We start from the raw sequence: 13,082 nt of genomic DNA, 5'->3' as shown, positions 1-13,082 counted from the left end.
GGTATTTTTGAACAAGTTAAAATTATTCATGCTAGGATCGCATTATATTTTATTGTTTAAATTACCCGCTATGCCCGCCAGTTTATGTTTAATTATTGCCACCTTTTTATGGGGCAGCTCTTTTATTGCACTTAAGTATGCTATTGCCATTTACGACCCCGCATTAGTAATATTTTTGCGCATGCTGACCACGTTAGTTTTATCGCTCTGTTTATGGCGTTACGTTATTCGATTTGAATATTTAAAAGGTGACTGGAAATATTTACTGGGAATGTCGCTTGCTGAGCCTTGTTTGTACTTTTTATTTGAAGGCCATGCAATGGAGTACACCTCAGCCTCGCAGGCGGGTGTTATTGTATCGTGCTTGCCTATTATTGTGGCGTTACTAGCGTTTTTTATGCTTAAAGAGTACATAAGTAAAGCCATTGTTATCGGTTTTACCTTATGTATTGGCGGCAGTATTTTACTTACTTTACTCTCTCCAAACTCTGAGCAAGCACCCAACCCGCTACTAGGTAATTTTTTAGAATTAATGGCCATGGTGTGCGCCGCGTTTTATACCGTTAGCATTAAACATTTAGCAAATCGTTACTCCCCCATTACTCTTATTGCACTTCAAGGCATTAGCGGTAGTTTATTTTTTGCGCCCTTTTTATTTTTTATCGACCTGCCAAGCGAAAACCAACACGACTTAACCGCACTTATGAGTATTTTATATTTAGGCTCGTGCGTCACCCTTGGCGGCTACGGCATGTATAACTATGCCATTAGTAAAGTGTCGGTATTAACTGCGGCTGCGTATTCTAATTTAATCCCTATATTTACGCTTATTTTGTCAGCCATTATTTTGGGAGAAGTACTTAACGTTTGGCAATGGCTGAGTATCTTTGTCGTGTTTATTGGTGTAATGATAAGCCAGCGTCATCAAGAACTAGTGGTTGATATTCCCCTTAGTGAATCTGGCGAAGATATTAATGCAGATACTACTTTATCTGACATTAACTCAGCTGAAACCAATAGCCTTAAATCAGTACCAGCAGTAAGCGAATCAAAAGGGTAACAGGTAAGCAAATACAGTCCGGGTGTTTGTAAAAATGTGTTTTGGGATTGATGAATAACCTCAATCCCCGTTACCTTATAATTTTGAATCACCCCACTTTGCAGTTGCAAAGTAAATGCCTCCCCCACTTTGGTGTGTTGTAAAAATGCAAAATGGGTGTCGTTATGCCCTGCTATTAGCGCGCCTTTTTCGTTGCCAAATTCTTTTCCGCCAAGCTCCCCTGCAGGTAAAAATAGGCTTGGCGCAAACGCTAAATTACGACCACTTGCCCCCGCTAAAACAGTCAGTACTTTGTTATGATTAGGCCAATTAAGTTGTGCAGTTACAAAGCTGTCGGCGTAAAACCAGGGCTTTACTTTAGCGCTTGGAAATTGAAGTGCCTCTTGCCATGCTTGCTCAATTAGTACTTGAGCAAGCCACGCTTTTGCCTGCATATAAGCGCCGTGACCAAATAACCCAAGCCCAGCGATTAGTAAGCCTGCGCTTAGCCACTTTTTCATTTATGTTCCTTAGTAAATTTAAACCCTCGGTTTATTTTAAGCGCGCCAAATCCTAATAATAAAATACAGCCAAATACTATGTGTAACCTACTTTGCCCATCGGTTTGTGGTAAGCGCATAGCCAGGCCCTGTGGCGGTGCGTTTTTAGCCAGTGCAGTTTGCTTTGCAGACTCTTTAACTTGAGTGTGTTCAATGGCTATAAAAGCAGTAAACGGGCTCAGTAATTGATGGGCAAGTGCTAGGTGTTGTACTTCGTCTTTTACTTTGTGTTGCTCATTGTATAAAAGTAATGACTTAATTTTTTGACGAGCCCATAACTTATCAATCCCTTTTGCATTTGCACTATTTTGTGCGCTTAATTTAATACTTAATGGGCCTTGTGCGGTTTGCCCAGTAAGTACCACATTGCTTGTATTATCAAGCTTTATAGCCACCATAATAGGTTCACCAAAGTATAAATCGGGTAAGGGCGATGGCCAAAAATCTAAGCTGTTAGTGCTTTCATCACTTAGCGCTAAATTAGTAATAGCTGGGTGGGCGAGCTTATCAAATAACTGCTGCATTTTAGGTTGCACCTCATTTGTGCTGCCAATAAACGTAAACGATCCTTTACCTATATCAGCGGCGCGGCGCATAAAAAAGCTGTTAGGTGCACTGCCAATGCCTACAGTAAATAAACGGCTATCGCCTAATTTACGCTGAATGTTTTTAAATAAAGCATCCTCGTTACTTACACTGCCATCGGTTAAAAATACGACTTGGCGTACAAAGCCTTCATAACTACTACCATCTAACACTGCATTAAGCGCACCTTGTATTTCGGTGCCGCCATCGGCCTCTAGGCTATAAATAAAGCGCTCAGCGCGGCGTAAATTAAAATCGCTGGCAATGAGGGGTTTATCGCCCATGGGGGTAACCACGTTATCAAAGCCAATAATGTTAAAGCTGTCGTCGCTATCGAGTAAAGAAAGCGCATAAAACAGCGCCTTTTTAGCTTGCTCCATAGATTGCCCGTGCATAGAGCCTGACGTATCTACAACAAATACCATTTCGCGAGGAAGGCGCTGCGTTTGCGTAAAGTGATCTGCTGGAGGCATTAGCATAGCAAGTCCGTATCGGTCGCCATTTTCAAACTGCTGGGTAAAAAATGCCGCTTGAGCGCTTTCTTTTTGCAGCGGTTTAAACTCAAGTACAAAGTCGCGGTTTATGGCATTTTGCTCATTTAATGCAACGGTATATTGGCCAAATGCAGGGTTATGAATATCTACGTTATGAAATTTAGAGTTTATATCCACCAGCTCTAAACCTACGTCAATATCAATATTTAGGCTGAATTTGCTATTAAGTGCATCGCCATGACTTTGCGCCGCGCTTTGCACGCTGTAAACAGGGCTTAACCAGCCGCTTGGTGCGGTGTTTACACGAGTTTGGTTTTGCTCATTAAGCTCTGCTTTACCGCTAATTGCGTGATAGCGTGGCGTAATAGTCGTAGGAAAACGAATTGCAAATGTACCGCTGCTGTAATCAATAATCTCTTGATACTCAAGCTCAACAACAACCTTTTCGCCAGGGCCAATATTTGCTACGTTGGTAATAAACATATTAGCGCGTTGCTGGCGTACTAGAGCCGCTTGCTTACCTGCTTTTTTAGCTGCGTGGTATTTTTTTTCGGCCTCCACTTTTTTATCAATTTGACCTTTAATGACTCTTTCGCCTATACGCATCGTCATGGCGTGCACGGCACTTTCATCAGGCAGCGGAAAAACGTAGCGCGCATTAACCGCAAACGGGTTTTCGTTTTGATACGTTTGCTTAACTACCACATGGTTAATTAAGCCTGTTAGGGTCATGTTAGCGTCACTTTTTAAAATAATGGCTGGCGCTAAAGATGCGCCGCCACTGTCAAAAAGTTCAAGCTTGGGTGATTGTGCATGGCTATTAAAACTGACCAACAGCACACTCACTAAGAAAATAAAAATGCTTACTTTAGTAAGCATTTTGGTTGGGCTACTCAACATAAAATCACTCCATCGAACGCTTAGCTTTACTTAAATTCGGTTTGGTTTAGTTACTCGCCGTTTGGCCATTTACCGGGTTTATTGAACGAGTGGTAAGCGTTACGCGTCTATCAAAAAAGTTATCCTCAACGGTGTTGCTACGAGCTAATGTTTGCTGCTCGCCAAATGCTTGCGTGCTTAAGCGCTTATGGCTAATGCCGTGCTTTATTAGGTAGCTTTGCACTGCATTTACACGCTTTTTAGACAATATAAAGTTGGCTTGCTCGTCTCCGCGTTGATCAGCAAACCCACTTAAATCAAGCGCTAATTGTGGCCGGTTATTTAAAAGTGTCACTAATTGGTCAAGCTGCTGCGCAAAATGCGGCGCTATAACACTTGAACCCGTTTTAAATTGCACGGTCATGGCAAGTAGGTTTTTTATTTGCGCTTGAGTTAATTGCTCATTTTGATTAGCCAGCGCATCTAACTGCTGCTCAAGCCTATTGTTATGATTAAGTACGTGCATGTAATCGCTGGTTTTTTCCTGCATTACTGTTATTGCTCGTTGTTGCTGGGCTATTTTGTCATCGGCTACTTTAGAGTCGCCAATTAAGCCCCCTGCAAATGCGCCAATAAATGCCCCAATAGGCCCGCCAACCACACCGCCAATAATAGCGCCCGCACCCAAACCAATAGCGGTTTCTTTATGTGCTTCTTTAGAAGGCGTATTAGCGGTTGATGCAAATGCAGGTGAACAAACACTGGCGACTAGCGTTAATGCGATTAATGTCTTCTTCATGGTAGTCCTCTTAAACTTGTTTTAATTTGTGATGTTTTGTTTTGATGGGTGTATTAAAACAGCTTCAAATGGCAGCAAAGGGGAGCAAAAATGGCAAACCGCTGAGCAATTGTGGCAAAAAAATGGCAATTGCCTTTTTAACCGTACACAGCTTAAAAACTTCGATATAGTGCAAAATAAGTTAGATAGGATAATGATTAGAATGAAAAAAATAGCCATCATTGAAGATGAAAAAGCAATCCGCGAAAACTATATTGAAATGCTTAGCGCACAAGGTTACCAAGTAAGTGGCTTTGCAGATCGCCCGAGCGCTGAGATTGCATTTAAAGATGCCCTACCCGATTTAGCCATTGTTGATATAGGCTTAGGCCACGAAATAGATGGCGGTTTTTTGCTTTGCCAAACCTTGCGTACGCTTTCTAAAACACTGCCTATTATTTTTCTAACCGCCCGCGATAGCGAAATAGACACAGTATGTGGCCTGCGTATGGGCGCCGACGACTACCTAACAAAAGATATTAGCTTGGCACACTTAGCCGCGCGTATTGGCGCGCTATTTAGAAGAATGGAAGCGCTTGAGCAACCCGCCGATGCCAACGCACTTATAACGCGTGGGCAGCTGGTGCTCGACACGCAACGTATGCAGGTATTTTGGCAACAGCAATTAGTTGATTTAACGGTCACCGAGTTTTGGATGTTGCACTCACTCGCACAGCGTCCTGGGCATGTTAAAAGCCGTAATGACTTAATGAGCGATGCAAAAATTTATGTAGATGACAGCACCATAACCTCGCATGTAAAACGTATTCGCAAAAAGTTTATGGCACTTGATAGCAACTTTGACTGCATAGATACCGTGTACGGTATGGGCTACAGGTGGGAGCAACACTAATGCTACGATTTGGCCTGCGCAGTAAATTTATATTACTTTCGTGCTTTTTGTTTTTACTGCCATGGCTTGGCTACGAATACGTATGGGAAATGGAAAAGTTTTTACGCCAAGGCCAAGAAAAAACCCTCGTAGGCACTACTCGTGCACTTGCTACTGCGCTGCATGAGCGCCCCGCACTCTTTGACGAGCAAACTAACTTTTTAGACCAAGTAGTAAAAGGGCGCGATCTATACGCGTATAATCTTAAAAACCCAATCCAGCTTGATGGCAAACTTAGCGACTGGCAAAGCTATCAACCACTCTTTTGGCAATACGACAAACGCTATTTACAAAAAGCAGACAAAGAGCATAAAGCCGGAGATTTATCGTTTGAGCACATGGTGGGTAAGTTTGATAATTATTTGTATGCGCTATTTAAAGTAACTGATAACACATTAATTTATCGCGCTAAAAACAGCTTAAGTATTACCAATAACGATTACTTAAAAATTGGTTTAAAAACCCCAGGCGGCCAATTTCAAACGTATATTATTGCGCCGCGCCAAGATGGCTGGGTCAATGCGTTTGATGCCAATACCAAAATACCGTTTACAAAAATTCAAGGGTATTTTGAAAGTACTAAATCAGGTTATAACGTAGAGCTGCGCTTTCCTATAGACATGCTTGGTAATAAACTTGGTTTTGCCGTCGTTGATGTAGATAGTAAAAATGCATTGGCAGCGCCTAAAACCATGTCGACTTCTAATTTAAATAACCCTAGCGATCTAGGCTCAGTGCTTGTTCCGTCTCCTGAAATTAACCGCATTTTAAAAGGTATGGGCCACAGTGGTAGCCGTATTTGGGTAGTAGATAACCACCATCGCGTATTAGCGCAATCGGGCACGATTCAAAATGCCGATGGTGTATGGGCCGATGGCCTTAAAAATCAGCCGCCTAAAAATGCATGGCAACGCTTTGAGCAAACGTATTTGCACCCACTGTATTATAAAATTTTAACCCGCCCAGAAAACGAATTTTTAGATACCCTACACGATGTGGCATCAATGCAAGGCACGCATTTAGCTAAGGCACTCAAGGGGCAACCAGCGTCGTCTTGGCGCTTAACGCCCGACAGTAAAGCCGTTATTTTATCGGCAGCGTACCCTATTTGGATTGACGATAATGTCATAGGCGCAGTCATTGCTGAGGAAACCACAAATGGCGTACGCACGCTACGTAATAAATCGCTCGAAAAACTCTTTAACGTTATTTTAGCGGTGATGCTTATTGGCACCGTAACCTTGTTCTTTTTTGCCTCACGAATTTCTAGCCGCATTAGGCGATTGCGCGATACCGCAGAGCAAGCAATTGATGCCCAAGGCCGTATAACCGGCAGCATTAATTACAGCGATGCTAATGATGAAATTGGTGATCTTTCTCGTAGTTTCTCAAACATTGTTAGTCGACTTCGTGGGTATACCGACTATTTAGAAAATATGTCGTCGAGGCTATCTCACGAGCTACGCACACCGGTTGCTGTGGTACGTTCATCACTTGAAAACTTACAGAGCTTGCCACAAAACGAGCTAAGTCAAAAATACCTAGATCGCGCAAGTGAAGGGGTTGAGCGTTTAGGAAAAATAATTACCACCATGAGCGAGGCCACACGCCTAGAGCAAAGTATTCAAAGTAATGAACCCGAGCCTTTTGATTTACAAAAGGTCATAAATGGGTGCATGCAAGGCTATCAACTTACTTATCCTGAGCAATTATTTAAACTTGATATAAGCCAAAACCCTTTACCTATGCAAGGTGCTCCCGAATTTATAGCCCAGCTACTTGATAAGCTAATTAATAACGCGTTGGAATTTTGCGAAGAAGGTACAGCCATCACTGTAGAGCTTGCTCAAGTCAATAATGTAGCTGAACTATCAATATGCAATATTGGCCCTATACTACCAAAAGGGTTAACGGAACATATTTTTGATTCTATGGTATCGATAAGAAGTCAGCAAATGCAGCAACAACCGCATTTAGGACTTGGCCTTTATATTGTAAGGCTGGTATGCGATTACCATAAAGGCAGTGTAGCCGCGCAAAATAACCAGCAAGGTAACGGAGTAATATTCAAGATTAATTTTCCATTAGCAAAAGTAGACTAACGGCTAAAATTAGAACTAATGTAAACCAATAGTTTTAAAACGATGCGCTTTAAATAAGGTGCATTGTTTTTTAAATTAATAACACAAGTATGAAATATACAATTAGGTTAAATTAAGAGTTATAAATTAAAGTTGCCAATGTAAAATATCAAAGCTTTACAATTAACAAACAATCATTAAAAATAACAACTTGATACCGCTTATCACCTAAATCCCGCCAGTTACAATTTAATACCACTCTAAATAAAACTATTCATTTTTAATTCAGTCAAATGACCATACCCTACATCATAGTAAAGTATTAAATTAAAGGAATACCCATGAATACATCCTTGCTAGAACGTGAAGAAATAGATTTTATTTTTGACTTATACAGGCCAGATAAACAATCTGAATCTGAAAATATTAACTCAAAAAGTACACATTACAAAGACACTAGAAAACCTGACATTGATAAAAACAAAGGTGTTTCAGAGTATCTTATTTAGCATCACTTAATGATTTAAGCCATGCTATTTTGCAAAAATGCTTTAATACACTCTATTTCAGCAAGCTTTACAGCCTCACCTATTTCAGGCCCTTTTTTACCGCTTTGAAGTGCACTTTGCACTACCTGCTTTTTGTCCATTTTTTGTAATTCACTAAAAATTTCACGCAGCTTAACTGCTTGTGGATATGGCTTATCAACCAATGTTTCTCCACGACCTTGCGCGTCGCACTGGCATGCTTGAGTAAACGCAATAAACCGCTCAGGATGCACAAGTGCATTTAAATTAGTCACGATTAACTTATGGATAGTTTGCGGCCTTAACTGATCAACCGTGTGACACAAAGTATGGTTGTCGCTGGTGAGTACACCAATATCACGAAACCGGTTGGGTACTTTTAAACGCTCACAAAATTTTTCAACTACAGCAACACCTTCGCGCTCATGGCCGCGTAAATTACCGCGTTTTTTGAAGCTCAGGGCTTTACCAAAATCATGAGTAAGTGCAGCAAAACGTGTCTCAAGGTTAAAATTCAAATCAGCAGCGCGCCTTAACACCAGCATCGTATGTACAAATACATCGCCTTCTGGGTGATGATTCGCTGGCTGGGGTACACCCTCCATTCGCTCTATTTCAGGAAAAATACCTAAGCCATGTAACGCTTTAAAATAAAGCTCTGGGTGTTTTTCGCCAAGAGCTTTTTCGGTTTCAAGCCAAACCCGTTCGGGTACTAAGTGATTAAGCTCTCCCTTATTTTTAAGCTTGCGCATTAGTGCATAAGTACTTGGGTGAATACTCCACTGGCTGCCATAGCGCGCTAAAAACCGCGCAATACGTAATACACGGACGGGGTCTTCTACAAAAGCCCCTGTGGTGTGGCGCAGTATTTTGTTATGCAAATCACCTTGGCCATTAAATGGGTCAATAATGTTACCATTTTCGTCAAGCGCCATTGAGTTAATAGTTAGATCGCGCCTTGCTAAGTCTTCTTCAAGGGTTACATTTGGACTGGCATCAACCACAAAGCCGGTATAGCCTTTACCACTTTTTCGCTCAGTACGGCCAAGTGCATATTCTTCTTTTGTTTTTGGGTGTAAATAAACTGGAAAGTCGCTACCTATTGGTACAAAACCAAGTGACTCCATAGTTTGTGGCGTTTCACCTATTACTACATAGTCGTTGTCTTTTGATTCTATATTTAGTAGTTGATCGCGCACTGCACCACCTACTAGGTATACTTTTTTTAAGCTACTTCTCACTTTATTCCCAATAACACTTGCCCAATTGTTTGACGCTAATCATATCATTATTTAAAAAAAACTGCGGCGTTTGCCAAGCTAAAGGAAGCTCATTACAATGGCGCATTGTTTTTAAGCCGTAGCCTCACATTCAATGAAAAACCATTCATCAAAAAAAGAACTTATGTTACTCCCCATTTTATTAGTGGTTATTTTAATGTGCGTGGCGGGACATTTTTTAATGCAAGCAAACTTTCAAGACAGCAACATGGTTGAATACATGTTGGCAGCACTGCCATTTGCTATGTTTGGATTAGTTATTGTGGCATTTAAAATGGCAGCTAAAAGCGAAGAAGGTAGTGATGAAAAGTAGTGATTAAACACTATGTATTATCTATTGGTAAGACTTTTCTGCAATAGTTACTTTTTCTAAATATCTGCGAGACTCCTCTCTAGAGTGTTTAGTGGTCAATATTTCGTATAATTGGCTAGCCGTAAGTCTGTTTATTTGCGAAAAAGCGACCTCTCTACTTTGGTTAAATATTCTTAATACATTTCCTGCACCGCCGTTATAAGATGAAATCATCGCATAATGTCGGTTTTGATCTGCGTTAATTTTATTCAAATAATTATTTTGTAGAATACTTAAATAAGCACTTCCTATATCAATATTATTTTTAGGATCAAAAAGGACTGCTTTAGTTGGTTGGCCTGAAACTTTCTTGATTCTCTGATAGACGTCTCTGCCTGCCGTTGCAGGTATTATTTGCATTAACCCATACGCATTAGAGGAGCTTACTGCATAAGGGTTAAAATGACTCTCAGTCTCAATAATACCGTAGATAAGCGATGCAGATATTTTATATTTTTTTGATGCAGCTAAAACATAATCACTATACTTTTGCTTTCGTAAGTGTGCATTTTGTTCCACTAAAGGAAAGGACACAGATGTGATTGAGTGACCGTTACTACGTTTTTTTTGCGTCTTAGTTTCAACTAAATACCGAGCAAAACGGTTTGCTCGCCATTGATACTTTATTGGTAATCCATCTTCATCTAGAACTTGCTGATATAAAAAAGGCTCTCCCTCTAAAATAGGTGATTTGCTGGTAAAAATATCTGTTTTATGTGGATCGCTTGAGGTTAATAATGTTGTAACTATCGCTTTAGTCAGTAGCACATCTGTATTTTTAGTTGCTATTGTCTCGACTCTAACAGTGCTGCTTTCAAAATCAATAATTGCTCTAGCTTGATAGTTATTGCTGTATTTTACATATTTTTTGCGCGTTGGTTGCTGAGTATTTCCTTTTCCCCACTTACGACTAACGATACTTTCCAGCACAGCTAATAATTTACTAACACTTCCTACTTGCTGCTTAATTGAATAATGTGTTTTTTCTACCTGTTTTTTTATACTTTTGACGTCTGTAGGGTTAGTTTTAACTTGCTTGACTAGCTCGTTAAGATCTCTTACTGGAGCCAAGTGAGAGACCGACTCACATCCACTTAACAATATAATTAAGCACCACAATCCAAATTTTTTCACGCGCTATCCCTAAGTAAGCTAATTTATAAAATATGATAGCCAAACCAGTCTGGCTTTATTATTTGAGCTTGCCCGCTCGGGGTCAGTTTAATATTTAATTGGCTGTCGAGTAAGTCAATGGCAAAGCAGTCATCCACATCGTGTAAATCATCTTTATGAATATGACTAAGGCCTGCGAGTAAATCGTTTTTGGCGCGTTGTTTAGCCTCATTACTACTACTTGCAACATACAATGCAAAGTCGTGTTGCTCAGCCATAGAGTCGCTTCTATAAGCGCCTAAATTAACAAAATAAAGCTGCTTATTTTGCTCAACATAAGTATCAACCACTTCAACTTTAAAGCCATCTATATGGTTTATAGCCATAAAACTATCCATATGCACGCTACTTTTATCGCCCACCCATTGGCTTTTTAACTTTGAGTAGGTTTGTTCTATATTCTCCCCTACTACAAAGCGAATATCGTGCATTTCTATATGGCAGCCTTGAATTCGCCCACCTAAATACACCATAAATAACTGCATTTGCTTACCTTTATAAATTATCTACATCGATATTATGTTTTTTAATCAGTTTATAAAAGTCTGAACGGTTACGTTTAGCAAGCTTTGCGCCTTCGGCTACATTACCGCCCGCCATTTTTAATGTATTGATTACATAATCGCGTTCAAACTCTTTTTTAGCATCGTTAAGTGATAATGGCTCTACATTTTTTTCGTTACTATTAAGGGCTGCTAACACTAAGTGTTCTGATATTACTTCGCTTGGCGTTAATGCAACAACTTGCTCTACTACGTTTTGTAGTTGACGAATATTACCTGGCCAGTCGTAGCGTACAAGTGCATGCATCGCATCGCTTGCAAAACGTTTTTCGCTTTGGTTCATACGTTTTGCAATACTTGCGCTAAAATGCTGAGCAAGCAGACTTATGTCTTCACGGCGCTCATGAAGTGGCGGTAATTTTAAATTAATAACATTTAGGCGATAGTATAAATCCTCCCTAAATTGCTGATTCAAAATCGCATCCGGTAAGTTTTTATGAGTTGCAGACACTATTCGCACATCTATAGGAATTTCTTCTTGAAAACCCACCGGCCGAATGGTTTTTTCCTGTAGTACTCGCAGTAACTTAACTTGAAGGTTAAGCGGCATATCGCCAATTTCATCTAAAAATAACGTGCCGCCCTGCGCTTGTTGAAACAAACCTTGGTGATCTTTCACAGCCCCTGTAAAAGCACCTTTTTTATGGCCAAATAATTCAGACTCTAAAAGCTCCCCAGGTACAGCACCGCAGTTAATAGCAACAAATGGTCCTTCGCTTACATGGCTGTGTTGATGAATAGCCTGAGCAAGTAGCTCTTTACCTGTACCGCTGGCACCAGAGATAAGCACATTAACTTGTGTTGGACCTAGTAGCTTAACTTGCTCAAGCAAATGCAACATAGCGCCACTGCGGGTCACAATATTACTTTTTGGTACAACTTCATCGGCGTTTACACCATGAATTTCTATAGCTTTTGCAAGGCTGTCGAATAACTCATCTTTATCTACTGGTTTTGTTATAAAAGCAAAAATGCCTTGTTTAGTGGCTTCAACCGCATCAGGAATAGAACCATGGGCTGTCATCATAATAACAGGCAGTGCCGGGTAGCGACTTTGCAACTGGCGATGTAACGTCATGCCATCCATTTCGTCCATTCGTAAATCGGTTATTACCGCATCAAACACTTGGTTTTTAAGTATTTGCAGTGCCGTAATACCACTTTCGCAAGTAGTTACCTCATAGCCTTTTGACTCAATACGAATGGCCAATAACTTTAATAAGCTGGCGTCGTCGTCAACTAATAATACTTTTGCACCTTGCGGCTTTTGTTCGGCCATAATTACTGCTCCTTGGTATCTTCACGCAATAAAAGCTGCTGCTCTATGGTTGCTAATGACGAAAGGGTTTCTTGCATTTTATCATTTAGCGCTTGTTGTTCTTTTTTGGCATTTATTTGCATTGTTACTTGCTGCTTTTGAAGCCATAAGTATTGCTTTATATCGTCAGGCCAAAAGTAAGCCAAATCAAGCTTTAGTAATTTACTCATAACCGCATTAGGGTTGGTATTTACGTTTAAGCACATGTATTTAAAAAAGTGTTTAAGCTCAGTTTCACCTAAGTAAGTTTGCTTTACAGGGATTACTTTAAACCCACCACATTGATTAGCATGCCAGGCAATAACTTGCTCTGTAGGTGGATAGATCGGATCGCTTTTAGGGCGTACTTTTGGGCTAGGTAATGTGCTTTTATTTTTTGTTGTATCATTTACAGCCGCAGGTGAAGATACAGCACGTTGATGTGCATTGTTTATTTCACAGCCTGATAAAACAATAGTACTGCTCAGCACACATAAAATAGCCATTGAACGCGAGCGCATG

12 protein-coding genes and 1 pseudogene are annotated in these 13,082 nt (G+C 40.4%); 5 read left to right on the top strand and 8 right to left on the bottom strand.

Features of this window, described 5'->3' with window-relative positions; all coding sequences use genetic code 11:
- Window positions 1-70: 70 nt before the first annotated feature.
- On the top strand, window positions 71-1,060 hold the full coding sequence (locus J8L71_RS02400; RefSeq protein WP_210999346.1) for a DMT family transporter: 990 nt from the start codon (window positions 71-73) through the stop codon (window positions 1,058-1,060).
- Here J8L71_RS02400 and J8L71_RS18475 read toward each other — a convergent pair.
- The 3 genes and pseudogenes from J8L71_RS18475 to pdsO all read right to left on the bottom strand — a co-directional run.
- Window positions 1,060-1,494, bottom strand: a pseudogene (locus J8L71_RS18475) (sortase); the annotation flags it as partial. The gene J8L71_RS02400 and the pseudogene J8L71_RS18475 overlap by 1 nt on opposite strands.
- Before the next feature lie 62 nt (window positions 1,495-1,556).
- Complete coding sequence (locus J8L71_RS02395) at window positions 1,557-3,578, bottom strand: marine proteobacterial sortase target protein (RefSeq protein ID WP_210999104.1); 2,022 nt, start codon at window positions 3,576-3,578, stop codon at window positions 1,557-1,559.
- 46 nt (window positions 3,579-3,624) lie between these two features.
- The gene (gene pdsO, locus J8L71_RS02390; protein WP_210999103.1) at window positions 3,625-4,356 is read right to left on the bottom strand and encodes a sortase-associated OmpA-like protein PdsO; all 732 of its coding nucleotides are present in this window, start codon (window positions 4,354-4,356) and stop codon (window positions 3,625-3,627) included.
- A 202-nt stretch (window positions 4,357-4,558) separates the two neighbouring features.
- On the opposite strand from pdsO, the gene pdsR reads away from it, so the two are divergent.
- The 3 genes from pdsR (at window position 4,559) to J8L71_RS02375 (ending at window position 7,877) form a co-directional block, all read left to right on the top strand.
- A complete protein-coding gene (pdsR, locus tag J8L71_RS02385) occupies window positions 4,559-5,248 on the top strand; it encodes a proteobacterial dedicated sortase system response regulator (protein WP_210999102.1) in 690 nt (229 codons plus the stop codon).
- A complete protein-coding gene (pdsS, locus tag J8L71_RS02380) occupies window positions 5,248-7,389 on the top strand; it encodes a proteobacterial dedicated sortase system histidine kinase (protein ID WP_210999101.1) in 2,142 nt (713 codons plus the stop codon). Before pdsR ends, pdsS begins: the two co-directional genes overlap by 1 nt.
- A gap of 320 nt (window positions 7,390-7,709) precedes the next feature.
- Window positions 7,710-7,877, top strand: a complete 168-nt coding sequence (locus J8L71_RS02375) for a hypothetical protein (protein WP_210999100.1) — start codon at window positions 7,710-7,712, stop codon at window positions 7,875-7,877.
- Window positions 7,878-7,891: 14 nt separating this feature from the next.
- On the opposite strand, the gene J8L71_RS02370 is transcribed toward J8L71_RS02375, so the two are convergent.
- Window positions 7,892-9,136 carry a multifunctional CCA addition/repair protein gene (locus J8L71_RS02370; RefSeq protein WP_210999099.1) on the bottom strand — a complete coding sequence of 415 codons (1,245 nt, stop codon included), beginning with the start codon at window positions 9,134-9,136 and terminating at the stop codon, window positions 7,892-7,894.
- Between the two features lie 133 nt (window positions 9,137-9,269).
- Between J8L71_RS02370 and J8L71_RS02365 the strand changes: the two genes are divergently transcribed.
- The gene (locus J8L71_RS02365; RefSeq protein WP_210999098.1) at window positions 9,270-9,488 is read left to right on the top strand and encodes a hypothetical protein; all 219 of its coding nucleotides are present in this window, start codon (window positions 9,270-9,272) and stop codon (window positions 9,486-9,488) included.
- 21 nt (window positions 9,489-9,509) lie between these two features.
- Here the strand turns inward: J8L71_RS02365 and J8L71_RS02360 are convergent, their stop codons facing one another.
- The 4 genes from J8L71_RS02360 to J8L71_RS02345 are packed head-to-tail and all read right to left on the bottom strand — an operon-like array spanning window position 9,510 to window position 13,081.
- Complete coding sequence (locus tag J8L71_RS02360; protein ID WP_210999097.1) at window positions 9,510-10,661, bottom strand: murein transglycosylase domain-containing protein; 1,152 nt, start codon at window positions 10,659-10,661, stop codon at window positions 9,510-9,512.
- A gap of 23 nt (window positions 10,662-10,684) precedes the next feature.
- Window positions 10,685-11,185 carry a DUF1543 domain-containing protein gene (locus J8L71_RS02355; RefSeq protein WP_210999096.1) on the bottom strand — a complete coding sequence of 167 codons (501 nt, stop codon included), beginning with the start codon at window positions 11,183-11,185 and terminating at the stop codon, window positions 10,685-10,687.
- Window positions 11,186-11,195: 10 nt separating this feature from the next.
- Complete coding sequence (locus J8L71_RS02350; protein WP_210999095.1) at window positions 11,196-12,542, bottom strand: sigma 54-interacting transcriptional regulator; 1,347 nt, start codon at window positions 12,540-12,542, stop codon at window positions 11,196-11,198.
- Window positions 12,543-12,544: 2 nt separating this feature from the next.
- Entirely contained in the window at window positions 12,545-13,081 is a 537-nt protein-coding gene (locus J8L71_RS02345) for a hypothetical protein (protein WP_210999094.1), read from the bottom strand.
- Window position 13,082: the final 1 nt, after the last annotated feature.

The organism is Pseudoalteromonas sp. MMG007, assembly GCF_018100985.1.
Classification (GTDB): domain Bacteria; phylum Pseudomonadota; class Gammaproteobacteria; order Enterobacterales; family Alteromonadaceae; genus Pseudoalteromonas.
Note: the sequence above shows the minus strand (reverse complement) of the source record. Positions and strands in the feature narration are given on the sequence as shown.

Coding starts and splice junctions, on each gene's coding strand:
- J8L71_RS02350 (WP_210999095.1), bottom strand. CDS start 12,542: ATGGCCGAACAAAAGCCGCAAGGTGCAAAAGTATTATTAGTTGACGAC.
- J8L71_RS02400 (WP_210999346.1), top strand. CDS start 71: ATGCCCGCCAGTTTATGTTTAATTATTGCCACCTTTTTATGGGGCAGC.
- pdsO (WP_210999103.1), bottom strand. CDS start 4,356: ATGAAGAAGACATTAATCGCATTAACGCTAGTCGCCAGTGTTTGTTCA.
- J8L71_RS02375 (WP_210999100.1), top strand. CDS start 7,710: ATGAATACATCCTTGCTAGAACGTGAAGAAATAGATTTTATTTTTGAC.
- pdsR (WP_210999102.1), top strand. CDS start 4,559: ATGAAAAAAATAGCCATCATTGAAGATGAAAAAGCAATCCGCGAAAAC.
- pdsS (WP_210999101.1), top strand. CDS start 5,248: ATGCTACGATTTGGCCTGCGCAGTAAATTTATATTACTTTCGTGCTTT.
- J8L71_RS02345 (WP_210999094.1), bottom strand. CDS start 13,081: ATGCGCTCGCGTTCAATGGCTATTTTATGTGTGCTGAGCAGTACTATT.
- J8L71_RS02355 (WP_210999096.1), bottom strand. CDS start 11,185: ATGCAGTTATTTATGGTGTATTTAGGTGGGCGAATTCAAGGCTGCCAT.
- J8L71_RS02365 (WP_210999098.1), top strand. CDS start 9,270: ATGAAAAACCATTCATCAAAAAAAGAACTTATGTTACTCCCCATTTTA.
- J8L71_RS02395 (WP_210999104.1), bottom strand. CDS start 3,578: ATGTTGAGTAGCCCAACCAAAATGCTTACTAAAGTAAGCATTTTTATT.